This is a genomic window from Zobellella maritima (genome assembly GCF_003075035.1).
GTDB classification, from domain to species: Bacteria; Pseudomonadota; Gammaproteobacteria; order Enterobacterales; family Aeromonadaceae; genus Oceanimonas; species Oceanimonas maritima.
In genome coordinates, this window is record NZ_QCZE01000001.1 from 2,329,219 (window position 1) to 2,353,225 (window position 24,007).

Here is a 24,007-nt window from a genome sequence, read left to right on the forward strand (position 1 = left end):
TCATAAACCGGTCAATCATTCAAACCGGCCGTCAGAAGATCCGCTTCAGCTTTTCTCCCGCCGGATTTGCCGACTCACGGACAAACACGCCGTTACCCTGACGATCGAGGCGGAACAGCGTATTGGTAACAAACTGATCATCCCTGAGCATCACTACTTCTTGGATCTCGCTCACACAGCGCCGACCGTCGGCCAGCCGGATCAGCTGCACCACCACATCTATGGCGGAGCAGATCGTCTGGCGTAACGTACGCTCGGCCACCTGCACCCCCGCCATGCCTACCAGGCTTTCCAGGCGCAGCAAGGCATCCTGAGCATTATTGGCGTGCAGCGTAGTCATAGAACCATCGTGGCCGGTATTCATCGCCATCAGGACATCCAGCACTTCCGTCCCCCTGATCTCACCCAAGATGATACGATCAGGCCGCATCCGCAGGGCATTACGCACCAAATCACGAGCCACCACTTCCCCGTGGCCATCCGCGTTCGGCGGCCGGGTTTCCAGCCTGACCACATGGTCATGTTTCAGCTGTAACTCGGCAGTATCTTCGATGGTCACAAGCCGCTCCCTGGGTGATATCAACTGACTAAGCATATTCAGCATGGTCGTTTTGCCCGTGCCGGTCCCGCCGCTTATCAGGATGTTGCAACGCTGCCTCACCGCCAGTTCCAGAAACTCCAGCATGTCTCTATTGAGGGAGCGGCTGGCCAGCAGGTCGGCACTCCTCAGCATGTCTTGCCGGAACTTGCGCACCGACAGAGCCGCCCCGTCAATGGCCACCGGCGGGATCACCGCGTTGATCCGGCTTCCGTCGGGCATACGGGCATCCACCATGGGAGAAGATTCATCCAGCCGACGGCCGATGGGTGCCAGGATCCGCTGTATCACCTGCAACAGGTGAGCCTCGTCGATAAAACGCAGATCTATCTGTTGCAATACCCCACTGCGCTCGATAAACACCCGGTAGGGGCCATTAACCAGAATTTCGGTGACCGTGGGATCCCGTAACAGACTTTCCAGGGGGCCAAAACCGATCAGCTCATCAACGAGCTCCTCAGCCAGCTGATCCTGCTCGTAGCGGGAGTACGCCAGATGACGGGCTTGGATGTAATCACTCAGCTGATTGGTCACAAACTGCAACAGCATAAAACGACTGCCGTCCAGCAGATTATCGTCTTCCTCTTCCAACGCATCGATCAGGTGGCGATGCAGGGCTCCCTTGAGCGCGCTGGGCTGGGGCAATCTGCCCGGGTAGGTGTCGCGGTTCATCCAGCTACCCTTTTCAAACGTTGCATCCAACCACTCCTCCAGTTTTTATCGACAGTCTGAGTATTGGCATCGGTCAAACGCTGAAGTGCACGGCCAAGCGGATTGCGAGGTGTCCCCTGAAACAGGGAACGCCCCTGATTCTTGACCTGGAGCCTGAGCGCCGGGCAGGAAGGCAGGGTCGAGGCCAAAGGCATATGAAAAGAGCTGGCCAGGGTGCTGGCATCCGGCGCCACGCTCGCTATATAGCGATCGATCAACAGCTTGCTGTGCTCCAGCTTTATGCCCCTCTGACGCCATTCGCTCAGTACCTCCAGGCTGCGTTTGCAGCAGGACACGCTCTGATCGATGTACCAGTACAGACACTGGCTGTTACTGATAAAGGTACGCAGAGACTCGCTGTCGGGCTGACCACAGAGGTTGACAATGACCCGCCCGAAATTCTGACGCAGGGTGCCAAGCAGCAAATACAACTCGGTCGAGTGGACAGCCGACAGCGGTCCATCCTGCCCGTCATGGGCCAGCACCTTGAGTCCACTGTCATGCTGGCAGAAAGCACTGTCTATCAGGCTAGCATCCAGCCGGCGCAAGTTGCGCAGCGCATCGCCAAAATAAAAGGACGTATTCAGCCCCAAGCCCTCGAGGCTTTCACCGAAGGGAATGCCCAGATCCAGCAACAACACCGACTCTCCCTGTTGCTGCGCCCCCAGGGCCAGATGCAAGGCGATGAGGGCGGCATCGGCGTCGGGCTGTGCCCCGTAAATCAGCATCAATTCACCCTGTTTTTTCTGTACCGGCATCTGGGGCAGGCGCTGAGACAGGCGCCGCACCAGGCCCTGAACCTCGCTGCTGCGCATACCATAGATAATAAAGTCGCGGGCACCGGCTCGCATGGCACTGATCACCAGCTGATTATCCAGTCCGTCCCCCAGTCCGACCACGGTCACAAAGGGCCGAGCTTCCAGCAAGCCTTCGATGATGCCGCACTGGGCCACCATGTTGTCTGCCCCCAGCCCCACAAACACCAGGCTGGCCCCGGTGATGTCGACCAGGCCGAGCAGATCGTCCAGCTGCTCATTTACCGACAGTACCTGCTGCGGAGCCAGGGCCGATCGCAGCCATTCCACATCGCTCTTGTTGTGCGAATAGACCAGAAACGTCTGTTCCATACCCAAAGCCCCCTACAATGAAAGTCCGCTGCCTTGATCAAAATCGCCGTTTTCCAGAAACAGCAGCTCAAACGCATTGGGATCGTACTGGCGCAGGGACTCACCCGGCAGCTCAGGCAACCGAGCCTCCGCCGACAACGGCTGAACCAGATGCGGCGTCACTATCATCAACAGCTCTTTTTCTTCCCGCTCGATGCGGGAAGAACGGAAAAATCCACCGAGAACGGGAATATCACCAAGGCCGGGCAACTGATCTACTGTCGAAAAATTGTGGGCGCTTATCAGGCCACTGATCACAAAACTTTCGCCATCGGCCAGCGACACGCTGGTGTCGGTACGCCGTACATTCAGTGACGGCACAGTGGTGCCCAGAATGGAAACACCGGTGCTGAAGTCCAGCTCGCTGACTTCGGGCGATACCTTCAGCAGGATACGATTCTGGTCGACAACGGTCGGTGAAAGCGTTAACCGTACCCCGAACTCCTTGTATTCAATCGATACCGTATCACTGCCGCTACTAGGCACGGGCACAGGAAACTCGCCACCGGCGAGAAAGCTGGCGCTCTGGCCGCTGAGCGCCACCAGGCTGGGGTTGGCCAGGGTATAGGCAAAGTTGCTGTTTTCCAGAGCATTGAGCACCCCCAGAAAATGCTGGCTGCCGTTGCCCCAGAGAATATTGAAACCCTGGTCGGACAAAGGCACCGTATTGTTGGAGGGTATGCCCCCCAGGGGCACGCTGGCAGGTGAATTGCCCGGTGACGCAAACAGGAAACTACTCCGCTGCCCGAACAGGGAAATGCCCACATCCTTCAGCTTGCTGCGGTTCACCTCGACAAAACGGATATCGGTCTGTACCTGGCTTATCAGCGCCGCCCTGTCGGCCCTGGGGGGAGCTGACATGGCCTGACTGGCCGGCCCTTTCACGAACACCATGGTTTGTCGCGGCGCAGCGGCGCAGCGCGTCCAGATACTGATATTGGTTGCTCCCGCGCCGATGCCGGTGAGCAACAGCGAGCGCTTGCCGGTCAGGCGCATATCAGCCACCTGAGGATCCCCCACCGCCAGCTGGGTAATGGGCACGGGCAGCCTCAACTCCTCATGCATGCCCTGGCTAATTTCCAGCATCTCCGGGACCGGCTCCAGCAGGTTGCAGGAATGGGCCTGAGCTCCGGCTGACAATAGGGAAAACAAGGTCACCACTGCGACGAGTAACAAATATGGTCGACAAGAAAAAATGCGCTTTATCATGGGCTCTTCCTGTTCAAGGAGTCTGTCTGGATACGTCCGGACCACGGTAAATCTGGATGCCTGCCGGCCTGCTCGAAACCAGCCCCTGTTGTGGCCGCCGGAACTGACGTAGGGCCAGCTTCTCAAACTGGAACAACTGACGTTCCGTCTCTTTCAACTGTGAATCAGACAACCCCTTAGCGTAATAGTCCGCCAGCAACTGCTCATCGGCACTGCGCACCGCCAGTCGCAGGGTACCTACCTGAGTCGCCAGCATGAAGCGTGTCAGCAAGGTTTGTGGCACCGCCAGTACCACAGTACTGGCCGGTACCACACGCCGCCGTCCCTGTTCCTGCTCCTGGGCAGTGCTGGCGTAGACGACAGGTTCTCCGTCGGCGGTGGTGCCCAGCGCCTTGCCGTAGCTCAGTACCCTCAATCCGGGCACCACAACCTGGGCGGTCTGATCACGGTTACGGTCACTTTCACGCAGATAAAGCAGTACATCGACATAATCACCGGGGCTGATAAACCCCCCGCCGGCGACCACCTCATCGACGGCAATGGCCAGCGCTCGCTCATTGGGCCCAATCATACGGGCCAACGGCCCCCCGGCCTCGAAGCTGGCCTCCTTGAGCACCAGCCCGGCCGGCAGCCGTTGCCATGCCTGCCGGCCAATCAGCTCGTCAGGCGAGCTGAAGCTGCCGGGCGGCGCTATGCGCAACTGCTCGACCATCAGATCGTCGACCGAGATCGGCACCAGGGGCGCCAGCTCCCGGGCCAGCACGACCACGGGGCTGCGCTGTTCCTGGTCGACCCTGGCCTCTACCTGCTCGACCTGTGCCTGGCCGGCCACGGTGACAGGCGCTGCCGGCAGGGTATCGGCAACAGATGACCGAGATGCATTACTAAACTTCAGGCCCTGATAACCGGCAACAACGGCTCCGGCCAGCATCACACCGGCCAACCCCAGGGTCAGTCGACTGTTCATACCCCGCTCTCCTTGTATTGCTCTGTGAATAAAAAATATTGGGCCCACAAAAACAACGACCGATAGTATGTGCAAAAAAATATGGCGCCACACATCGGAAGCTCAGAATAACCCTTGCGGGAAAACACCTATCATTAATATTTTATTCACGCCAGCATTTATGTGAGCGTACACCAACATGCACTCATATGAAAACCTGACAAACAACGTTCAAAATAAACCAACAGCATAGTAAACACCATATGCTTCAACAACTTTTATCTGCTTTATGATACCTTGCTGCCAACAAGGAAGAAAACATCGCGCAACCACAACCAAATATATAATACTTTTTATATATTTGGTTGTGGTTAAAAACGCGCTAGCATGCTAGAGAAAAAATAATAAATCGTCACCCGCCCTCTCACCCACGAAAGGATATATCATGAAACATTTCCTGTTACAGAACTACATCAGGTTTCAGCAATTCCTAGCCAGGGAAGACGGTGCCTCCGCCATTGAATATGCGGTTATTGCTGGATTGATTAGCCTTGCCGTAGTTGTATCCGCAACTACTTTAGGTGATGATGTAAGTGCCTTGTTTGGTCGAATCAGTACCGAAATAAAGGCAGCTGTAAAGTAACATAACCCGAGACATAGAAAATATAATTTAACAAAACCCCCACTTTCAGGGGGCTTTTTATTTTATATCCATATAACGGTTTAAAAGTTATAACTCGGGCTAAAATCCGGGTGCGGCTCACGGTTGTTGTTGACACTCGCCTTATCGCCAATCGAGCGTGACCGCTCCAGGGCCAGGTTGTCATGCCGCCGGTCTCTGAAGCGCATGCCCAGAGCATAGGGCGCAACTGAGAGTCAAAACTATCGCCATTAAACCAAGTCTGGGTCGTATCCGCCGCCGCATAGGGCTGGATTAGCCGCAGCCAGGGTTGCCTCGGGTGAAAGCTGTATCCGTGCTCGCAGCTCGAGACCCCAGCCCTTGTCGCCACAGGTCTGCCGGCGGGATAGTCCCGGCCAAAATTGCGATAACCGAACAGCACCTGTTCACTGGTCGAGAGGGTATCTTCGGGCCCATACACATCAACAGACAGCACACTCTGCCAGATTTCCGCGAATACATCGGTATGCATGCCGCTCAGCCGGGTTTGCTCTGCCTTTCCAGTGCCCGAACCTTGCTGTTAATCTCACTGACATTCTGGATAACGGGCAAGGCACCAGGCGGGTAAAGTCCTTTTTGTCGTTAATCGCATAGTTGCGAGTACCGCCGCTCAGGTTCTCGCCGGGGCTGGCTTTAAAGAGATGAGCGATGCCAACCGACGGTCGATCGCATAAAGTCTCAGTTCGGTTTTGGCCGCGCCAGCCAGTTTACTCACCCTGGATTAACAAGATAGAGCAGCCTTGGCAAAAGATGCACGAGCAGCTGCCCCCTAACCACCACTGCCACAGCATGGTGTCGTTGCAGAAACGGATCAGACACTTTATGAAGATCGCCTCCCCATTTCCAGGAAATGGTTATGGAACAGCCATGATGTAACACCATTAGAGTCATTATTTAAAGTGGCTTAATCTTCAAATTATGCCCGAAAAAACACTAAAAAACACAGAACCGAAACTCAATAACAAACCACCGGTGTAGCTATATTATATATTTAGTTATAATCCCAAATTAATGCCTTCCAGCACTGAATTTCTGCTGTCAACACCATATAAGCCATGTACAATAACATAACCTCAGACTCCATGCCTTCACAGGCAACCATCCTGAATACTGTTTGGGTTGTAATTCAGTATATTTTCAGTGGTGGGTGCCCGGACAAGACGAGCAGAAACATGAGCCACCCCGATAGCAATAAAAGAAAATTGAATCGGCGTATGTGCAAACAACGAGGCGCAGCCAGCATTGAGTTTGCGTTTATGTTCGTGATTATGTTTCTGCTTTTTTACGGACTGGTCGGTTATACGGTCCCCCTGTTACTGGGGGCGGCCTATCAACAGCTTTCCGCCGAAGCCCTGCACGAGGCAGTGCGACGTCCGGATATCTATATGGTTACCGCCGAGAACAGCGCCAGCGCGGCGAACCATACCGGTGTCAGCCGGGTGATAGAGGAGTCCTGGCTACCGGAAAAGTGGGCTAAAAAATGCGCCGGATACACAGATAGTTACCTGAAGGTCAGCGGCAATGAGTGGAGTGTGTGTATTCGCAACGATGACCCGGCCGCAATTTTGCCGACTTTTTCTGTTTTCGGCTGGCAGGTGCCGCAACTGCCCGATGAAATCAAAGGCGAAGCCAGGCTGCGTATTCGCTAATGCCAACACTCAGGAACCGTAACATGCTCAGGTCTCGCTTATCCCGCCAATCCGGCGCTTTCAGTATCCTTGCCGCCGGGACCCTGCTGCTGGCATTAAGCTGCCTGGTGCTGGTACTGGATTCCGGCCGCCTCTATCTGGAGCAGCGCAAGCTGCAAAAACTGGCCGACATCGCGGCCCTGGAAAGCATTGCCCGACTAGAGCAGGGCCGCTGTTTTAGCGCCCCAGAGCTGGCGCAAAGCTATGCAGAGGAAAACGCGCAACTGAATGGTTTTTCAACCAGCAACCTGCAATCTCTCACTACAGGCTGTGTCAATCTTACTACCCCGACTGGTGTAAAAATCCCCGAAATTTCCCCTGCCGGTAATGCCGTACAGGCAACCGCACAGGAAACCGTGCCTGCCAGCCTGCTGTTGCGAGCCGGCAGCCTGTTTGGTTTAAATGTCGATGACACTGTGACCCTGCAGGCACAAGCCGTGGCCGAACGGGAAGAGCCCATGGCTGCCTTCAGCATAGGGGCGCAACTATTGAATGTGAATAGCGATGGTTTGCTGGGTCGGGTAGCCAGCGGGGTCGGCCTGAATATTAACAACTTGATCGTACTTGATAGTGATGGCCTGGTAAATATCAGTATTACCCCCGCCGGCCTGCTGAAGGCATTAGGAGTTAATTTATCCATCCATGAATTAAAAGTCCTGACACCGAAAGCATTGCTGGAGCAACTCCATACTGAGGTCGGAATAATAACCGCTGGCAACATTCTGACGGCCTCGGCACAACTGGTTTCCGATTCGGCACTTGCAAGTGATTTGAAGATATTAGGCAATGACGTCTTCAAGAGCGACATCGGCGATATCGCCATCAACCTGTTCGGTACAGAAGATAATCCCGGGCTGTTTCGAATGTCTACCCAAGATTCTGCCGGCGCCGCGCTGACGACAGCGGTCAACCTGGGGGAGTTACTCAAGACCACGATACTCATCGGAGCCCAGGGCCGAGGGTTGGTGGTCCCCGACCTGGAAATATTGGGTTTGGCCAGGGTCGAGCTGGGCGTCGTCGAGCCGCCATCGATCGCTGTCGGCCCTGTGGGCACAACCGCCTATAATGCTCAGGTGAGGGCCTATATTGATATCGACTCGGAAAGCTCGCTTCTTGGTGGCCTATTACCCGGAGAATTGGTCAATATACAGCTCCCCCTGTGGATCGATGTGACAACAGCGGAGGCCTCATTCGATCAGGCAATTTGTAAGAAAGCCCCCCCCGAGGCCGATATGTTTGTCACCTCAACAATCGTCAATGTTTGTCTTGGCAATATACCCGAGGAAAACAAGTGGTCACAAACCCAGGGCTGCGAGGCAGGACTTGAAGAGGTAGATATTGTCACCATGCTGGGCAGCAGCATCCCGGGCAGCGATCATATCGAAGGCTTGTCTTATTCGGAAACGCTGGAAGGTGTTCTGGCCGGCCAGAGCCGCTATTCCGGACCGAACAACCTGGCGGTAGGCTCCACGGTTGATAATATCGTCCAGGGGTTGAAAGAGGACGTTATCGATATCATCAACTCTGACAGCAGCCAGGAACTGCTTGGCGGTCTACTCGGAGGATTGTTGGGCACCGTCAGTACCGTATTAGATGGTCTCGTCGATTTAATCACTCCCATCCTGGATACCGTTGGAGCAAACATACTGACCCCCTTATTGAGTGACTTGTTGGGCAGCGATGCCGGTATGGGAAAATCCTATCTTGAGCTGTACGAGTTGAACTGCGGTCCACCCCGCCTGGTCCATTAAGGAATAATAGTGCCGAAAATAACCTTGTATCACCGTCAGCGCGGGGCCGTCGCCATCGAGTTTGCGGCACTATTTCTGGTTTTTTTTATGGTGCTGTACGGCATTATCGCCTACAGCATACCGCTGCTGCTGGAACTGAGCTTTCAGCAGGTGAGTGCGGATGCCGGCCGGATCGCCTACCGGGTCGATCCAGCCCGGTCCCAGGCCGACTACATCAAGGTGGTCGGAGGGGAGGTCAACAAGGTGGTCGAAAACAGTTGGCTGCCCGAGTCCTGGCGGCAGGGTGACTGCCCGGTGCCGGCGGCTGCCAGCGAATACAACTGGCAGTCTTTGCCAGCAACAGCAAGTGGAGACAGTTATGGCCATATCGCATTGGACAATAGCGACATGCTGGACCCCCGCTACCTCCTCCACACCTGTATTCAGCGAGGCTACAATCAAAACGGCGATGCAGAGGATAGGGCCATTATTCCCATTATCAGCCTGGCCGGCGCACGTATACCCAGCCTGCCGCAAGACGAGCAGGGAAAAACCATCATCAAAGGCGAAACCATCACCCGTTTATAATCATCGCGGTCGCCGGCCATCACGGGCAAAAGCCGGTAAAGCGCCGGCCTGTAACCGGGCCGGAAGAAAACCGGCCAGGTCATTGATAACAACCTCGCTCTTACCACCTGTGTCCCGGAGGGGGAGACACCACTTCATAACCCCGATGATAGGGACGGTAATAGTTACCACTGTGGTAATAGTAGGGGTCGCCACCGAGGTTGAAGCTAACATACCCGCCGGGCAAGCCGTGTACTATGGTACCCAACGGCAGGATCACGGAGATACTGGCCCTCGGCGATCTGTGCTCCCGGTAATAATGACGGGGCGCTTCCCGGTAATAATAGTGTTCAACCACCCGCACCCTGCGCGGAGCATGGCGATAATGGCTATGGTATCTGTGGTGTTTATGATGTTTGTAATGCTTATGATGTTTGTAATGCTTGTGATGTCTGAAGTGCCTGTCGTGGCCCCGGTCATAACTCCGTTCATAACCCCGCCCGTGGCCGCGATCCCTGTCTGCCATCGCCTGGGGTACCATCAGAGCAAACGTCAACGCACCCAGCAGGGGTAACAACCAGCGGCAACGTCTGAATACTTGATGTATCATTAGGTACCTCCTCTCCCAGCCAGCCCAAAACGACTCATCGGCCTGACAACCGATACGCTAGAGATACCTTAATAATGGGTCAAAGCCTGCGATAAGGACAGCCGTGCCTATCGTCAAGCGTCAGCATATGACGGGGGTTCCCGGGAAGTAACTGCTTACCTCGCCCCGGAAAAGTAAAGGCCAGGGGACTATTGATCGAGGAAACGACCCTGCATCATTTCCCGTTCGCGCTGACATTCGGCCAGATAGATGGCGGCCACCACGGCAGAGTGACGGTGATAATCATCAACGGCTTTCGAGACCATCAACTCCAGGGTTTTGTCGTTTTTGGCCATACGAAACTTGCGCAGCCAGTAAAACTTGTCGGTCAACTCCCGATCAAGGATTTTCTCTTCTATCATAGGTGGGAAGGAATCCAATGAAACATTCGAAAAAGGAGCCTTGACGGCTCCCTTAAGTATTAACGGCTTTTGGGTACAAAGCCAATCACATCATATACCTTTTCCAGGGTCTGTACAGCCTTGGCGCGCGCCTTGTCGGCGCCCAGATTTAGAATTTGCTTCAACTCGGTTTCGTCTTCCCGGAACTCGTGGAAGCGGCGCTGTATCGGCTCCAGCATGGTCAACACCGCTTCGGCGGCCTCGGTTTTCAGATGGCCATACATCTTGCCTTCAAAATGCTGCTCCAGCTCGGAGACAGGCCGGCCGCTGGCGCCGGACATCAGGGTCAGCAGGTTGGATACCCCCGGCTTGTTGGCCACATCGAAGCGAACGGTTGGCGGATCTTCCGAATCGGTCACGGCCCGCTTGAGCTTCTTCGCAATCACCTTGGGATCTTCCAGCAAACCAATGAAGTTATTGGTGTTGTCGTCGGACTTGGACATCTTCTTGGTCGGATCCTGCAGGCTCATGATGCGCGCGCCGTCTTCGGGAATAAAGGGTTCCGGCACAGCAAACACATCGCCATGGAGCTGATTGAAACGATAAGCGATATCCCGGGACAGCTCCAGGTGCTGTTTCTGATCGTTGCCCACCGGCACCTTGTTGGCCTGATACAGCAGGATATCTGCCGCCATCAGCACCGGGTAGGTAAACAGGCCGGCGTTGATATTTTCCGCATAGCGACTGGATTTGTCCTTGAACTGGGTCATGCGGGACAATTCACCGAACTGGGTGTAGCAGTTCAGGATCCAGCTCAGCTCCGCATGCTCGGGCACATGGGACTGGAGGAAGACGGTGCTTTGGGCCGGATCCAGGCCGATGGCCAGATACAGGGCGGCCGCATCGAGACAGGCCGCACGCAGCGCCTGGGGATCCTGGCGCACGGTAATAGCGTGCATGTCGACAATGCAATACAGGCAGTCATAGTCCTGCTGCATCTTAACCCACTGGCGAAGTGCCCCCATATAGTTGCCTATGGTCAGCTGACCGGAGGGCTGGGCGCCGCTGAATACGATAGGTTTAGCCATACTTATCCTTTATCTTTCATTTTTAAGCCAGCAGTAGATCCGCCAGCTGAGAAAAATCATCCATTACCCAATCAGGATCACTCTCGGCGATGGGACGGCCATAGTTATAGCCATAGCTCAGCCCCGCCACCGGCATGCCCGCCGCCTTGGCCGCCAGCACGTCGTTTTCCGAGTCGCCGACCATCAGGCACTGGCCTGGATCCATGTCGAAATGCGTGCACACATGCAGCAAGGGGGCCGGGCTGGGCTTTTTCTCGGGCAGACAGTCTCCCCCCAATACCAGTGAAAACAGCTCGCTCATCCCGGCCGCAGCCAGGATGGCGGGCACAAACCGGCTGGGCTTGTTGGTCACTATCGCCAGGATAAAACCGGCCCTGTGCAGTCGCCAGAGCACCTCTTGTACTCCGGGATAAAAGACCAGCTGACGATCCGCTACCCGTTCATAGGCGCTGTCGAAGGCCGCCCTGGCCTGTGCCTGCTCAATATCAGTCGGCTCATAACCGGTTTTTTCACCGGCCAGCAAGGCCCGCCGAACCAAGATATCGGCACCGTTGCCGACCCAGCCGCGGACCGCCTCGACATTGGCGGGGGCTCGGCCCAATTCAGCCAGCATGGCATTGACCGCCAGATGCAGCTGGGGCACGCTGTCGATCAGGGTACCGTCCAGGTCAAACTGGATTAATTTAACAGCCGCCTTAACCATGGGCCCGCGCCAGCTCGTTGCGCATCTGCTCGATCACCGCCTTGTAATCGGGCTTGCCAAAAATAGCGGAGCCGGCCACAAACATATCGGCACCGGCTTCGGCTATCTCGCGAATATTATCGACCTTGACGCCGCCGTCGATTTCCAGACGGATATCGCGACCGCTGTCATTGATACGGCGACGAACCTCCCGCAGCTTGTCCAGGGTGGAAGGGATGAAGGACTGGCCGCCAAAGCCGGGATTGACCGACATCAGCAGGATCACGTCCAGCTTGTCCATTACATAATCCAGGTAGCGCAGGGAGGTGGCCGGGTTCAGCACCAGACCCGCCTGACAACCGTGCTCCTTGATCAGACTCAGGGTCCGGTCGATATGGTCCGAGGCTTCGGGATGAAAGGTAATGATGGAAGCACCGGCCTTGGCGAATTCAGGTATCAGGCTGTCCACCGGCTTGACCATCAGATGCACGTCTATGGGTGCCGTCACCCCATAGTCCCGCAACGCCTTGCATACCATGGGGCCTATGGTCAGGTTGGGCACATAGTGATTATCCATCACATCAAAGTGCACCACATCGGCACCGGCGTCCAGTACCCGGTCCACTTCTTCACCCAGACGGGCGAAGTCGGCAGACAGGATGGATGGTGCAATCAGATAGTCTTTCATCAGGGATCCCTTAAGCGCAAAAAACGCACCAATTCTACCTCAGCGCACGGTTATTCTCTAGCAAGGCAGCTATGCTGACGCTAACAAGCTGGACAGCGAGGTCATATGAGCTGGAAACAGATACTGCAGGCGGTGGCCGCCGCCCTGTTCGGGGTACAGTCGGAGCAGAACCGGCGATTACAGTTCCAGGGCAGTCCCTGGCCCTATATCTGTATCGGAACGGCCGCCATCGTGCTGCTGGTTATGGCGCTGCTGGCACTGGTAAACTGGGTACTGCCAGGCTAGCCGATGGCGACTCCGTCACCTTGTCATGAAACAGCGCCAGCAGCTCATCCACCTTCTTGCGGTTATGGCCATGGCGGCTGATGGTGCGCTTAACCGCCACCACATCCAGCGTCGCGTCCCGGTACAGTTCCCGGGTCAGGGGGATATCGTGGTTACTGATCAGCACAGGCACCCCCCTGGCCGCGGTTTCTCGTGCCAGACGAGCCAGAATCGCCTGATCGTCCAGGGTAAAGCCATTGGCCGCGTAGGTGGTAAAACTGGCGGTGGAAGACAGCGGTGCATAGGGCGGATCACAGTAAAACACCTGATCACTCCGGGCCTGGGCAAACAGCTGATCATACCCCTGGCAGACAAAGGTCGCCTTCTGGGCCTTTTCGGCAAAAAACCACAACTCTTTCTCGGGAAAGTAGGGCCGCTTGTAGGCGCCGAAAGGCACGTTGAAACCACCTTTTTTGTTATAACGACATAGGCCGTTATAACCATGACGGTTCAGGTATAAAAACAGCAATGCCCGCCGATGGGGATCCCGCTCCTGATTGAAGGCGGTGCGATAGCCGTAATAAACGCCTTTTTCATTGTTGGCATCAATAAACAACGCCGCCGCATCCCTGATGAAGGCGTCGGGGCTCTGCTTCAGCAGCTGATACAGGTTGATCAGATCGGCATTGATATCGGCCAGCAGGTAGGCGTCATAGTCGGAATTCAAAAATACCGAGCCGGCCCCCACGAAGGGTTCGACCAGCACCCGCCCCTCGGGCAGGCGCCGATTGATATGTTCAATCAGGCCGTACTTGCCGCCGGCCCATTTCAGAAATGCCCGCGTTTTAATCATATCAAGGCCGTGCCACTAAACTGGGTGCGAAAGGGCACGCATTGTAACCGCAACACAATGGGCATGACTATGGTTTGGCTTCTTTTTGTACCTGGCCAAAGGTTTTGGGCCAGGGCTTGGCGCTTTGCAGCTCGAAAGGCAGCACGGCCACCGCCCGGCGCGCCTGTTCGGCGCTATCAAAATTACCGAATACCAGCACAAACCAGGGCTTGTCGTCGACGGCTTTGGGATAGATCCAGGCCGGCGTCAGGGTGTGCTTCAGCACCAGCTGATCCAATGCGGCCAGGTTGCGGCCCGCCCTTAATTGCAGGGTGTAACGCTCGGGAGACATATCGCTCAGCAGGCTCATGGCACTGGTATGCATCGCGGCTTGTTCAGCCGGCTTGACGGAGGACGGAGCCGGTACCAGGACGCGCCCCGTGGTTGGATCCTGCCCCCTTTCCAGCAGGCGCCTGACCACCTTATCTTCGATTACCACCCGCTCCTTGTCGCTGTCATCCGGCGTTTCCGCCACCAGGGTATCGATCTCGGGAGAGGCAGGTAAGGTCTGCTCGGGCCAGGCCTGCGTCTCGCCGGCTTGATCTTGCTGCCCGGTCAGGGAGCGCTGTTCGGGTTGGCGGTTATCGACAGGCTGCTCCCCGCTGGACGCAACCTGCCGGGGTTCGGGGCTGTCCTTGCGACCCTGCAGCCCCAGGATCAGGGCAACCAACAGCAGGACAACCACCCCGGTCAGCACCACCTTTACCCACCATCGCTCCAATAGCCGCGTATAACCGCCTTTACCCATGTGCCGTTCCGCCATAGCAATAAGATCCCGTCGAATAAAGAGGGCTCAACAGCTCCCCTGTTGATGACTTACACCATGCTATCAGCAAAACGGACATGTTTTCACCCGGAAAGAGGCACTACAATCGACTATGGGGCAGGAATAAGACAGCCGCCGTCGGCGGCTGTCGGGAGGGAAGGTACCGATCGGTTAGCCTTGGGGGGCAATCACCCGAGATAAGAGCTGTTCGGATACATCGTCGACCATGTGCGCACTGCCGATGCCCTTGGGCAGCACCAGGCGCAAACGGCCGCCCAATACTTTCTTGTCTCGTAGCATATGAGGCAGATACTGAGACAGCGACATGGTTCCTGGTCCCTGGGTTGGCAGATGAGCCTTGATCAGCAAGGCTTCAACCCGGGCCAGCTCCTGGGCAGTCATCTCCCCCCGCAGGAGCGCGGTGTGGCAGGCCTGCATCATGCCGGCAGCGACCGCTTCACCGTGCAACCAGTTGCCGTAGCCCATCTCCGCTTCTATCGCGTGGCCAAAGGTATGGCCCAGGTTGAGCAAGGCCCGCACCCCCTGTTCCCGCTCGTCACAGGCCACCACCTCGGCCTTGATTTCACAACAACGACGGATGGCATAGGCCAGGGCGTCCGCGTCCAGCCGCTGCAGACGCTGGATATTGTTTTCCAGCCAACAGAAGAACACCTGATCCCAGATGATGCCGTATTTGATCACCTCGGCCATGCCGGCGGCAAATTCCCGTTCGGGCAGGGTCTGCAGACACAGGGTATCGATCAACACCAGCTCGGGTTGATAGAAAGCCCCTATCATGTTTTTGCCAAGGGGATGGTTAACGGCGGTCTTGCCACCCACAGAGGAATCGACCTGGGCCAGCAAGCTGGTGGGAACCTGTATAAATGGTACCCCCCGCTGATAACAGGCGGCGGCAAAACCGGTCAGATCACCGATAACTCCGCCCCCCAGGGCTACCAGGGTGGTGTCCCGACCATGATTGCCGGCCAGCAGATGCCCCATTACCTGGTTGAAGGTCTCCAGGGTCTTGAATTGCTCGCCATCGGGCAGCACCAGGGTATCCACAGGCAGAGGGGCCAGAGCGGCTACCAGGGTATCGAGGTAGAGGGGCGCCAGCAGCTCGTTGGTCACCACCAGCACCTTGCCCCCCTTGACGGCACCACGCAGGAGCTCGCCCTGCTCAAGTAATCCTTCGGCAATAATAATGGGGTAGCTGCGCTCCCCCAGGTTGACCGTTAACCTTTCCATGGGTCTCCTGCCTGTTACAGGCCGATCAGTTCAACGATCTGGTTTGCGACCAGCTTGGCGCTCTGTTCGTCGGTGCGCACCACATAATCGGCAATTTCCAGATACAATTCATTGCGTTCTTCCGCCAGGCGTTCCAGCACCTGACGAGGCGGTTCTTCGGTTTGCAGCAAGGGGCGACGCTTGTCTTTTTGTACCCGATTCAGCTGCTTGTCGACCGTGGTCTCCAGATACACCACAATGCCTCTGGCAGACAGGCGGTTACGGCTTTCCTTGCTGATCACAGCACCGCCACCCGTGGCCAGTACTATGCCCTGCAGCTCGCTCAGCTCGTTGATGACCTTTTCTTCACGCTGGCGGAAGCCGTCTTCGCCTTCGACATCAAACACCCAGCTGATATCGGCACCGGTACGGCGCTCGATCTCATGATCGGAGTCATAAAACTCCATGTGCAGTTGCTGCGCCAGGTATTTACCGATGGTGCTCTTGCCCGCACCCATAGGCCCTACAAGGAAGATATTGCGTTTCTCAGCCATGTTATTCGAAATTCTCACAAACAAATGCACCCCACGAACACCGCAGGGTAGACGATGATGAACCCTTTACTTTCTGAAATTGGACGCCGGATTATCGCAACTGAGTCGGTCGCTGGCAAGGCCAAAGCCAATCCCCGGCCAGATTGCCGGAGATCGGTAGCGGATTCAGATGCTATCGTGGGCGATGCGCGGGGTTACAAAAATAATCAGCTCGCGCTTGGTATTGCTGTCCCGGGTCGTCTTGAACAGGTGGCCCATCACCGGGATATCGCCCAGCACCGGCACCTTGGTCACGTTACGCAAGACATTCTGCTGGAAGATCCCCCCCAGTACCAGGGTTTCACCATCGTTGACCAGCACCTGGGTGTTTATCGACTGGGTATTGATGGCGACCGCACTGCCGCCGCCGGCCTGCGGAACCACATCGCCGAGCGAGTCCTGGGTCACGGTCAGATCCAGCACAACCCGATTATCGGGGGTGATCTGCGGGGTAACCTTGAGGCTCAACAACGCATCGGCAAACTCCACCGATGTACCGCTATCCCCTACAGAGGTATAGGGAATTTGTGTGCCTTGCTCGATCAAGGCCTGTTTCTGGTTGGAGGTGGTAACCCGGGGGCTGGCGATAATCTCGGCCTTGTTTTCCCGTTCCAGCGCCGACAACTCCAGATCCAGGATGCGCCCGCCACCCAGTTTGGCAACCTGGAAGGCAATATTGCCCCCGCCCGTCACCGGCAGGTTTACATTCAGTGAGGTATCCGGATCACCATTCGCGGCGGCCTGCAATCCCTCCAGGGTACCACTGACAGATTGCTGGTTACGCCCACTGCTGCTGTCGTTGCTGTAACCCCAGCGCACGCCAAAGGCTTCTTCAAAACCGTCGTCAATGGTAACCATGCGCGCTTCGATAACCACCTGTTTGATGGGAATATCCAGCAGCTGCAGCATGCGGCGGATTTGTTGTATGCTCTCGGCAGTATCCTTGATAATCAGGGTATTGGTCCTGTCATCGACACTGACCGCTCCCCGTTCACTGAGCAGGCGGGTGCTGTCACTGGTCAACACCGCCTGGATATCGGTGGCCTTGGCATAATTCACCTGCAGGAATTCGGTGACCAGCGGCGCCAGCACCTCCTGAGCCTGGCGATTTTCCAGCTGTTGCTGTTCCTGGGCGGCCAGCTCCGCCGCCGGGGCAATCAACAGCACATTGCCTTCCAGCCGCTTATCCAGCCCGCGTACCTGCAGGACCATATCCAGCGCCTGCTCCCAGGGCACGCCGTCGAGGCGCAGGGTCAGGTTGCCCTGCACCGAATCCGTGGTCACCAGGTTGAAGTTGTTGAAGTCGGCGATCAACTGTAATACGGTCCGTACCGGAATATCCTGAAAATTCATTGAGATGGGTTTGCCCCTATATCGCCGCTCTCCCTTCGCCGGCGCATTCGACGAGACGCTGGCTGGCTGGGCGACTTCCAGCATAAACAGGCGACCGGACTGATCGTACTGGTATTTGAAAGGTCCCTTGGTTTCCAGTGTCAACAGGGTACCGTCCTTGTCCCGGGTGCTGGTTATCCTGCTGACCAGGGTGGCAAAATCATTGACATCCATCACCCGCAGCAACTCATCGGGAATATGGGTATTGTGGAAGCGGGCAAGCAGCCGGTTCCCCTGCACCTGCATATCCACGGCCGCCGTGACGTTGTCCAGATTGACCAACAACTGGCCCTGGCCGTCCCGCCCGCGCTTGAAGTCCAGGCCGGTCACCGCATTGATGGCTCCGGACGGCAGCCGTTTACCCTGGCTGGTATTGCTGGCCGTCCCCGTGATCAAGCGCAGCTGTTTACCTTCGGTCACCAACCGATAAGGCATCGATTCGCTCAAGGACACCGCCACCTCCAGATGGGAGCCGGTCCGGCGCACCGCCAGCTGTTCCACCCCCTGGCGTTCGATGGGAATCTGGTTGTCGGACAGCTGGGAGAAAGCATCGGGGATCTGTAACAAAATGCGATCCGGATCCGTCTGCTGCTGATCCTTGACCCCGATGGGGGGCGCATCAAACGCCATTTCCAGCACCAGCTGCCGGCCCAGCAAGGGATTAACCCTGATGTTTTCCAGGGTGAGCGCCTGCGCCTGGCTCACCGACAGCAAGATGCAAGCCAGCGATCCCGCCAGCCCAATTCCGAGGTTTCTCATCATAACGCACTCCCCTGTGCCGTTCTGTTTTATTGTTATCCGCCTTTGGACAAGGTCAGTTGTGTCACCCTGGGTTGCCAACACCCCTTACCATCGGGAATATATTCTGTCAGGGTCAGCTCTTCGTTGTTGATGTCCGTAACTTTTCCGTTATACAGACCCAGGTGGTGACCTACACCGACTTGGTGGGTCACGCCGTCCTGAGTACGGACCAGCCCCCATAAACTCCGGCCATCCCCCAGGGTGCCCCGCAGCGACAGGTTGTCCAGGGAGTACTGTTCCAGCAGCTCTTTTTTACGCTCGGTATCCAGGGGATCACAGGTTTGATTGCGGGCAACCTGCTCCACCATTTCCTCCGGTTGCGGTTGGGCAAAAGGACTGCGTTCACTCACCGAACGATAAGGTTCGGGCACAAACTCCGCCGTGTCCGGCAAGGGTTCGGGCGGATTGCTCGGCCGCGCCTTGACCTCGGCAACATATACTCTCAGATCGCTGTCCTCATCACTGCATGCGCTCACCAATAGCAGCAGGACGGGTAGCAACAGGTTTTTCATGGCGCCTCCTGCTTACTGTATTTGTAGGTTTTGGCCAGCATGCTCATGTTTAGCCGTTCGTTACCGGCCCGGGAGACATCAAAGCTGTCAATCACCACAATACGCGGCAAGGCGGCGATATCGGCAGCGAAACGGCCCAACTGATGATAGTCTCCGCTTACAATGATGCGCATGGGCAGCTCGGTCGTAAAATCATTGGGCTTTTCCGACTCCCAGTTGATCCGCTGCAGCTGCAGGCCATTGTCGGTGGCGATAAAACTGATGTCATCCAGCAGACCGGCAACCTCCAGGCCATTGGGCAGTTTTTTCAATTGTTCCGTCAACTGCTCCTCCAGCTCGGCCACCTGCTTCTCGTATTCCGGCAGCAGCACCGCCAGCCTGGCCTTTTCTTCAAATACTTCCTTCAGCTTGATTTCCTGGGCGCGGGCCTGCTCCAACCCCTTGAGGCTGTCGCTGATAAACAGGTAACTGAAGCCCGCCGACACCAGACCACACATGATCAGGATGGCGATGATCCTGGCGGCCCTGGGCCACTGCCCAATATTGTCGAAGTCCAGTTCCAGTTCATTGATATTCTGCCAGTTCATTCGGCTACCTCCTGCCTATTGTCCGCCATCTGAAACAACATGGAGAACTGATTCAGGATCATAGGCTGAGTATCGCTGGCAAAGATGGTGCTAATCATGGGATCAGCCAGCCAGTCGCTGTCTTCAATCTGGCGAATCATGCTGGCCACCCGGTTATAGGCTTCGGTCTTACCGACCACATCGATACGCTCTTGCTCCACCTTCAACGAACTCAGGTAGACACCGGGGGGGACCAGCTCCGGCATCTCATTGAACAATCGCACCGACAAATTGCGCCTCTGCTGTAAACCGGCAATCAGTTGCATGCGTTCCAGAATTTGTTCTCGCTGAGTCTTGATCAGGTTGATCTGTCCCAACACCACATCCAGCTTGACCGTCTCGTTCTGCAGAAATTGATTACGCGCCTGCTGTTTGTCTATCAGCTTGATGATCCACAGGTTGATCCCCACCATCAGGGTCAAGGCGCACAACGCCGATATCGCCAGAATGAGCCAGAACTGTTTTTTTTGCTGGGCGCGAACCGCATCGCGCCAGGGCAAGAGGTTTATATTGGACATGGCGTATAGCTCCTCAGGGCCAGACCCAGTGCCGTCATGTAGGCTGCGCCCGTAATGCCACCGGATTCCTTGCCATTGAACAGGGAGACAAAATCCGGTTGAATAACCGGCATACCCAGTTCCTGGCGTAGTACGTCCGTCAACCCGGGCAGCAAGCTGCCGCCCCCGCTCAAGACCAGCCCCTGGGGCGCCTTCTTACCTGAGCTGCTGCAAAAAAGCTGAATATTTCGGCGAACATGCTGCAGTATCGCGTTGATATGCTGCTGCTCTATATCGTATCTCACCACCTCGGGAAGGCCGTTATTGAGCTTGGCCTGCTCGACCTCTTCCAGCGACAACTCGCTTATCTTGGCCAGCTCCCGGGTAAAGTGGGCACCGCCAAAATTCTGCAAGCGGTTATAGATGATTTCGTCTCCATCCATCACTGCAAAAGTCAGGCACTCGCTGCCGATATCGACCAGGGCCAGGACCCGTACCCGGGGGTCTTCCATATCCAGACAGACCTTGACGGCACGCGCCAGGGCGTGCACGCCTATATCTACTACCTTGGTTTGCCAGCCGGCCTCCTCCAGGGCGGAGATGCGGGTACCTATGTTGTCGGTGCGCGCCGCGCTCAGCAATATGTCTTCCCGTTCCGGCAGGGCGCTGTCCGGCCCCAGGCTTTCATAGTCGATACTGATTTCATCAAGTGGGAAGGGAATATGCTGCTCCGCCTCGGCCAGCACCTGATTTTCCAGCTCTTCGACACTCAGGTTACGGGGCACCAGTATCACCTTGGTAATGACACTGCTGCCACTCACGGCCGTAGCCACCTTATCGTAACGGCAATCGAGCTGGCGCCTGAGCTGCTTGAGGGCAACTCCGATTTGCTCGGCGTCCTGAATCTGATGATCGACCAGGCTGCCCTTGGGGGTAGGAACGGAGCCGATGGCCTCGAGCTGATAGTGGCCGGGACGCCCCTTGAGCGCCACCGCCTTGATATGACTGGTACCAAAATCGATACCTACCAGCCACTGGGTATTCTTGTCTTTCGATAGACTCAACATAGGCATCCATGCGTTTGTTGTGACGGGTATGGGTAAGGATAGGCAGACCCAATCGGATTTGCAGTAAATTATTTAATAAAAACAAAGCGCTCGAACAAGCCCCCATCCACACGATATACTTGCACACTACCGAACAAAAATATACTTGCACACCATTGATCCACAAATAGTTTATTGGGTTAGCAACTAATGCTCAAATGGCTCTCTCGCCTGTTTTTATTATGTCTTTTCCTGGTGTTTTCCGGCACGACTGCCGTCTTTGCACTGTATCAGCAGGTCAAGGCCGATCTCCCGGATGTATCGGCCCTCAGGGAGATTCAGCTGGACGTGCCCCTGCGTATCCTCAGTCAGGATGGCGAGCTGATCTCCCAGTTTGGCGAACAAAAGCGGGACCCGGTGACCCTGGCACAACTGCCGCCGTTGCTGATAGATGCATTTCTGGCGACGGAAGATGCCCGTTTCTATGAGCACCCGGGCATAGATCCCATCGGCATTGCCCGCGCCGCCATGGTCTGGCTGACCACAGGAGAAAAGCGTCAGGGCGCCAGTACCATTACCCAGCAGGTTGCCCGCAATTTTTTCCTCAGCAGGGAAAAAACCGTCACCCGCAAGGTAAAGGAAATTTTCCTCGCCCTGCATATCGAAAGCCTGCTGACCAAGGGGGAAATTCTTGAGCTGTACCTCAATAAAATCCCCCTGGGAAATCGCGCCCATGGTGTCAGTGCTGCCGCCCAGGTCTACTACGGCAAAACAGTCGATCAACTGACCCTGGCGGAAATGGCCATGATCGCCGGCTTGCCTCAGGCTCCGTCGCTGTTGAATCCAATACGCTCGCCGGAGCGGGCAGCCGAACGCCGAGCCCTGGTCTTGGGCCGTATGCTGGAACTGGGCAAGATCAGCCGGCAGGACTATCAGCTGGCAATGGCCGCCCCGGTCGCCGCCAGCTATCATGGAACCCAAATCACCCTGAGCGCCCCCTACCTGGCCGAAATGGCGCATCAATTCGCCCTGGCCAGGTATGGGGAGAGCGCCTACGGCCTGGGCCTGAACATCTACACCACGGTCCATGCCAAAGAGCAGGAGGCCGCCAACCGGGCCCTGACCGACCGTCTGCTGGCGTATGATCTGCGCCATGGTTATCGGGGAGCCGAGACGCAACTGTGGCAAGGCCGTCCTTGGGAGGACAACCGAATTCAGCAATACCTGGATGAACAACCTGGCTATTGGCCCCTCGAACCGGCGGTGGTCACGGCCGTGCAGGCGCACAGTGCAACCATAGTGGTGAAAGAAAAGGGTAAACAACAGCTGTCCTGGGACGGCATGAAATGGGCCAGGCGCTATATCAGCGACAGCCGGCAGGGGCACCCTCCCCGCCGGGCCGGGGATATCCTCGAATCCGGCGCACAAATCTGGGTACGCCCCACGGCCGATGGCTGGCTGCTGTCCCAGATACCGGAGGTCAATGGTGCCCTGGTCTCACTCAGACCCAGCGATGGCGCCATCACCGCACTGGTGGGAGGCTTTAATTTTAGCCTGAACAAGTTCAATCGGGCCGAGCAGGCAAGGCGCCAAATGGGCTCAAATATCAAGCCTTTTATCTACTCCGCCGCGCTGGACCAGGGCTTTGGCCTGTCCAGCCTGATCGACGATGCTCCTATCGACAGCTGGGATCCGGGCAAGGGCGTGCCCTGGCGCCCGCGCAACTCCCCCAATGTGTACGATGGTCCCATTCGGATCAGGGAAGCCCTGGCCCGTTCCAAAAATGTCGTCTCTATCAGGCTGCTGCGGGAAACCGGCATCGATCATGCCTTGACCCGACTCCAGCAATTTGGCTTCGATACCTCGGATATTCCCCCGACCGAAAGCCTCGCCCTGGGCTCGCCTTCGGCAACACCGCTGGAAATGGCAGCCGGCTATGCGACCTTTGCCAACGGCGGCCTCAAGGTTGAGCCCTATGTGGTAGAGCGGATCGAAGACGCCAGAGGCAACATCATCTACCGGCACAATCCGGTCAGCCAGCGCATTATTTCCGAGGAAAATGCCTTCCTGATCACGGATGCCCTGACCTCGGCCATCCGGGGTGGCAGCACCCGGGGAAAACAGTGGAATGGGACCGGTCGCCGTGCCGGGCTGGCATTGGCGCGCCGGGATATTGCCGGTAAAACCGGAACCACCAACCGCTCAAGGGATGCCTGGTTTTCCGGCTTTACCCCGGACAGGGTCGCTACCGCCTGGGTCGGCTTCGATGATTTCAGTCGTCCCCTGGGACGGACGGCCTATAACCCCAACTTGCCATCCTCCCAGGTGTCAGGTGGAGAATTCGGCGCCAGCACCGCCCTGCCTATCTGGATTGATTACATGAAGGCCGCCCTGGCCGAGTTTCCCGTACGCTCCAGGGCCGTGCCCGCCAACCTGTACAGCGCACGGATAGATACCTATACGGGTGAAATCACCACGGATACCAGCGTCGATACCAGGGAAGAGTATTTTGAAATAGGGAAAGAACTCAGGCGCGTGACCATTATTCATCAGCCGGGCGAGGGCTTTGGTGAACGCAGTGTCACCGAGGAATTGTTCTAACCGTCAGGTTTTGCAACCGAGCCGGTGGCCGATGCGCTTGATGGCACG

At 56.5% G+C, this 24,007-nt stretch carries 24 protein-coding genes and 1 pseudogene; 7 read left to right on the top strand and 18 right to left on the bottom strand.

The window, feature by feature from the left end; translation table 11 throughout:
• Positions 1-31: 31 nt before the first annotated feature.
• The 4 genes from DCS96_RS10760 to cpaB are packed head-to-tail and all read right to left on the bottom strand — an operon-like array spanning position 32 to position 4,651.
• Positions 32-1,270, bottom strand: coding sequence for a CpaF family protein (locus DCS96_RS10760; protein WP_116474265.1), 1,239 nt, complete (start codon positions 1,268-1,270; stop codon positions 32-34).
• A complete protein-coding gene (locus DCS96_RS10765) occupies positions 1,267-2,436 on the bottom strand; it encodes a pilus assembly protein (protein ID WP_116474266.1) in 1,170 nt (389 codons plus the stop codon). Before DCS96_RS10765 ends, DCS96_RS10760 begins: the two co-directional genes overlap by 4 nt.
• 12 nt (positions 2,437-2,448) lie before the next feature.
• Entirely contained in the window at positions 2,449-3,684 is a 1,236-nt protein-coding gene (locus DCS96_RS10770; protein ID WP_116474267.1) for a type II and III secretion system protein family protein, read from the bottom strand.
• Positions 3,685-3,697: 13 nt separating this feature from the next.
• A complete protein-coding gene (cpaB, locus tag DCS96_RS10775; RefSeq protein WP_116474268.1) occupies positions 3,698-4,651 on the bottom strand; it encodes a Flp pilus assembly protein CpaB in 954 nt (317 codons plus the stop codon).
• 424 nt (positions 4,652-5,075) lie between these two features.
• Between cpaB and DCS96_RS10780 the strand changes: the two genes are divergently transcribed.
• The 5 genes and pseudogenes from DCS96_RS10780 to DCS96_RS10800 all read left to right on the top strand — a co-directional run bounded on the left by DCS96_RS10780 (position 5,076) and on the right by DCS96_RS10800 (position 9,315).
• The gene (locus tag DCS96_RS10780) at positions 5,076-5,273 is read left to right on the top strand and encodes a Flp family type IVb pilin (RefSeq protein WP_116474269.1); all 198 of its coding nucleotides are present in this window, start codon (positions 5,076-5,078) and stop codon (positions 5,271-5,273) included.
• Positions 5,274-6,008: 735 nt separating this feature from the next.
• Positions 6,009-6,185: pseudogene (locus DCS96_RS19060) on the top strand (IS630 family transposase); the annotation flags it as partial.
• A gap of 296 nt (positions 6,186-6,481) precedes the next feature.
• On the top strand, positions 6,482-6,958 hold the full coding sequence (locus DCS96_RS10790) for a TadE/TadG family type IV pilus assembly protein (protein WP_198650002.1): 477 nt from the start codon (positions 6,482-6,484) through the stop codon (positions 6,956-6,958).
• Between the two features lie 23 nt (positions 6,959-6,981).
• Positions 6,982-8,748 (top strand): pilus assembly protein TadG-related protein, encoded by a 1,767-nt coding sequence (locus tag DCS96_RS10795; RefSeq protein WP_198650003.1) that lies wholly within the window; start codon positions 6,982-6,984, stop codon positions 8,746-8,748.
• A gap of 9 nt (positions 8,749-8,757) precedes the next feature.
• A complete protein-coding gene (locus DCS96_RS10800) occupies positions 8,758-9,315 on the top strand; it encodes a TadE/TadG family type IV pilus assembly protein (protein ID WP_232818225.1) in 558 nt (185 codons plus the stop codon).
• A 100-nt stretch (positions 9,316-9,415) separates the two neighbouring features.
• Here DCS96_RS10800 and DCS96_RS18590 read toward each other — a convergent pair whose 3' ends face one another.
• The 5 genes from DCS96_RS18590 to rpe form a co-directional block, all read right to left on the bottom strand.
• On the bottom strand, positions 9,416-9,904 hold the full coding sequence (locus tag DCS96_RS18590; RefSeq protein WP_157953624.1) for a DUF6515 family protein: 489 nt from the start codon (positions 9,902-9,904) through the stop codon (positions 9,416-9,418).
• A 188-nt stretch (positions 9,905-10,092) separates the two neighbouring features.
• On the bottom strand, positions 10,093-10,305 hold the full coding sequence (locus tag DCS96_RS10810; RefSeq protein WP_116474273.1) for a hypothetical protein: 213 nt from the start codon (positions 10,303-10,305) through the stop codon (positions 10,093-10,095).
• A 59-nt stretch (positions 10,306-10,364) separates the two neighbouring features.
• Positions 10,365-11,372, bottom strand: coding sequence for a tryptophan--tRNA ligase (trpS, locus tag DCS96_RS10815; protein ID WP_116474274.1), 1,008 nt, complete (start codon positions 11,370-11,372; stop codon positions 10,365-10,367).
• A gap of 22 nt (positions 11,373-11,394) precedes the next feature.
• A complete protein-coding gene (locus DCS96_RS10820; protein ID WP_116474275.1) occupies positions 11,395-12,075 on the bottom strand; it encodes a phosphoglycolate phosphatase in 681 nt (226 codons plus the stop codon).
• On the bottom strand, positions 12,068-12,742 hold the full coding sequence (gene rpe, locus DCS96_RS10825) for a ribulose-phosphate 3-epimerase (protein ID WP_116474276.1): 675 nt from the start codon (positions 12,740-12,742) through the stop codon (positions 12,068-12,070). Before rpe ends, DCS96_RS10820 begins: the two co-directional genes overlap by 8 nt.
• A 105-nt stretch (positions 12,743-12,847) precedes the next feature.
• Between rpe and DCS96_RS10830 the strand changes: the two genes are divergently transcribed.
• Positions 12,848-13,027 carry a DUF2970 domain-containing protein gene (locus tag DCS96_RS10830; RefSeq protein WP_116474277.1) on the top strand — a complete coding sequence of 60 codons (180 nt, stop codon included), beginning with the start codon at positions 12,848-12,850 and terminating at the stop codon, positions 13,025-13,027.
• Here DCS96_RS10830 and DCS96_RS10835 read toward each other — a convergent pair.
• The 9 genes from DCS96_RS10835 to pilM all read right to left on the bottom strand — a co-directional run bounded on the left by DCS96_RS10835 (position 12,984) and on the right by pilM (position 21,379).
• Positions 12,984-13,859, bottom strand: a complete 876-nt coding sequence (locus DCS96_RS10835; protein ID WP_116474278.1) for a Dam family site-specific DNA-(adenine-N6)-methyltransferase — start codon at positions 13,857-13,859, stop codon at positions 12,984-12,986. The two genes, DCS96_RS10830 and DCS96_RS10835, sit on opposite strands and share 44 nt — an antisense overlap.
• Positions 13,860-13,926: 67 nt before the next feature.
• A complete protein-coding gene (locus tag DCS96_RS10840) occupies positions 13,927-14,661 on the bottom strand; it encodes an SPOR domain-containing protein (RefSeq protein WP_116474279.1) in 735 nt (244 codons plus the stop codon).
• A gap of 174 nt (positions 14,662-14,835) precedes the next feature.
• Positions 14,836-15,912: a 3-dehydroquinate synthase gene (aroB, locus tag DCS96_RS10845; protein ID WP_116474280.1), complete on the bottom strand. Its 1,077-nt coding sequence runs from the start codon at positions 15,910-15,912 to the stop codon at positions 14,836-14,838.
• 14 nt (positions 15,913-15,926) lie between these two features.
• Positions 15,927-16,445 (bottom strand): shikimate kinase AroK, encoded by a 519-nt coding sequence (aroK, locus tag DCS96_RS10850; RefSeq protein WP_116474281.1) that lies wholly within the window; start codon positions 16,443-16,445, stop codon positions 15,927-15,929.
• Positions 16,446-16,610: 165 nt separating this feature from the next.
• A complete protein-coding gene (locus tag DCS96_RS10855) occupies positions 16,611-18,635 on the bottom strand; it encodes a type IV pilus secretin PilQ (protein ID WP_116474614.1) in 2,025 nt (674 codons plus the stop codon).
• 35 nt (positions 18,636-18,670) lie between these two features.
• Positions 18,671-19,189 (bottom strand): pilus assembly protein PilP, encoded by a 519-nt coding sequence (locus tag DCS96_RS10860; RefSeq protein ID WP_116474282.1) that lies wholly within the window; start codon positions 19,187-19,189, stop codon positions 18,671-18,673.
• Positions 19,186-19,776, bottom strand: a complete 591-nt coding sequence (locus tag DCS96_RS10865; protein ID WP_116474283.1) for a type IV pilus inner membrane component PilO — start codon at positions 19,774-19,776, stop codon at positions 19,186-19,188. The genes DCS96_RS10860 and DCS96_RS10865 overlap by 4 nt, the downstream gene beginning before the upstream one ends.
• Complete coding sequence (locus DCS96_RS10870; protein WP_116474284.1) at positions 19,773-20,333, bottom strand: PilN domain-containing protein; 561 nt, start codon at positions 20,331-20,333, stop codon at positions 19,773-19,775. The genes DCS96_RS10865 and DCS96_RS10870 overlap by 4 nt, the downstream gene beginning before the upstream one ends.
• Positions 20,321-21,379, bottom strand: coding sequence for a type IV pilus assembly protein PilM (gene pilM, locus DCS96_RS10875; RefSeq protein ID WP_116474285.1), 1,059 nt, complete (start codon positions 21,377-21,379; stop codon positions 20,321-20,323). The genes DCS96_RS10870 and pilM overlap by 13 nt, the downstream gene beginning before the upstream one ends.
• 189 nt (positions 21,380-21,568) lie before the next feature.
• Between pilM and DCS96_RS10880 the strand changes: the two genes are divergently transcribed.
• Positions 21,569-23,959 carry a penicillin-binding protein 1A gene (locus DCS96_RS10880; protein ID WP_116474286.1) on the top strand — a complete coding sequence of 797 codons (2,391 nt, stop codon included), beginning with the start codon at positions 21,569-21,571 and terminating at the stop codon, positions 23,957-23,959.
• Positions 23,960-24,007: the final 48 nt, after the last annotated feature.

Bases quoted from the DNA above. Each gene is read 5' to 3' on its own strand.
- DCS96_RS10760 (WP_116474265.1), bottom strand. From the start codon at position 1,270: ATGAACCGCGACACCTACCCGGGCAGATTGCCCCAGCCCAGCGCGCTC.
- DCS96_RS10765 (WP_116474266.1), bottom strand. From the start codon at position 2,436: ATGGAACAGACGTTTCTGGTCTATTCGCACAACAAGAGCGATGTGGAA.
- DCS96_RS10770 (WP_116474267.1), bottom strand. From the start codon at position 3,684: ATGATAAAGCGCATTTTTTCTTGTCGACCATATTTGTTACTCGTCGCA.
- cpaB (WP_116474268.1), bottom strand. From the start codon at position 4,651: ATGAACAGTCGACTGACCCTGGGGTTGGCCGGTGTGATGCTGGCCGGA.
- DCS96_RS10780 (WP_116474269.1), top strand. From the start codon at position 5,076: ATGAAACATTTCCTGTTACAGAACTACATCAGGTTTCAGCAATTCCTA.
- DCS96_RS10790 (WP_198650002.1), top strand. From the start codon at position 6,482: ATGAGCCACCCCGATAGCAATAAAAGAAAATTGAATCGGCGTATGTGC.
- DCS96_RS10795 (WP_198650003.1), top strand. From the start codon at position 6,982: ATGCTCAGGTCTCGCTTATCCCGCCAATCCGGCGCTTTCAGTATCCTT.
- DCS96_RS18590 (WP_157953624.1), bottom strand. From the start codon at position 9,904: ATGATACATCAAGTATTCAGACGTTGCCGCTGGTTGTTACCCCTGCTG.
- DCS96_RS10810 (WP_116474273.1), bottom strand. From the start codon at position 10,305: ATGATAGAAGAGAAAATCCTTGATCGGGAGTTGACCGACAAGTTTTAC.
- trpS (WP_116474274.1), bottom strand. From the start codon at position 11,372: ATGGCTAAACCTATCGTATTCAGCGGCGCCCAGCCCTCCGGTCAGCTG.
- DCS96_RS10820 (WP_116474275.1), bottom strand. From the start codon at position 12,075: ATGGTTAAGGCGGCTGTTAAATTAATCCAGTTTGACCTGGACGGTACC.
- rpe (WP_116474276.1), bottom strand. From the start codon at position 12,742: ATGAAAGACTATCTGATTGCACCATCCATCCTGTCTGCCGACTTCGCC.
- DCS96_RS10830 (WP_116474277.1), top strand. From the start codon at position 12,848: ATGAGCTGGAAACAGATACTGCAGGCGGTGGCCGCCGCCCTGTTCGGG.
- DCS96_RS10835 (WP_116474278.1), bottom strand. From the start codon at position 13,859: ATGATTAAAACGCGGGCATTTCTGAAATGGGCCGGCGGCAAGTACGGC.
- DCS96_RS10840 (WP_116474279.1), bottom strand. From the start codon at position 14,661: ATGGCGGAACGGCACATGGGTAAAGGCGGTTATACGCGGCTATTGGAG.
- aroB (WP_116474280.1), bottom strand. From the start codon at position 15,912: ATGGAAAGGTTAACGGTCAACCTGGGGGAGCGCAGCTACCCCATTATT.
- aroK (WP_116474281.1), bottom strand. From the start codon at position 16,445: ATGGCTGAGAAACGCAATATCTTCCTTGTAGGGCCTATGGGTGCGGGC.
- DCS96_RS10855 (WP_116474614.1), bottom strand. From the start codon at position 18,635: ATGAGAAACCTCGGAATTGGGCTGGCGGGATCGCTGGCTTGCATCTTG.
- DCS96_RS10860 (WP_116474282.1), bottom strand. From the start codon at position 19,189: ATGAAAAACCTGTTGCTACCCGTCCTGCTGCTATTGGTGAGCGCATGC.
- DCS96_RS10865 (WP_116474283.1), bottom strand. From the start codon at position 19,776: ATGAACTGGCAGAATATCAATGAACTGGAACTGGACTTCGACAATATT.
- DCS96_RS10870 (WP_116474284.1), bottom strand. From the start codon at position 20,333: ATGTCCAATATAAACCTCTTGCCCTGGCGCGATGCGGTTCGCGCCCAG.
- pilM (WP_116474285.1), bottom strand. From the start codon at position 21,379: ATGTTGAGTCTATCGAAAGACAAGAATACCCAGTGGCTGGTAGGTATC.
- DCS96_RS10880 (WP_116474286.1), top strand. From the start codon at position 21,569: ATGCTCAAATGGCTCTCTCGCCTGTTTTTATTATGTCTTTTCCTGGTG.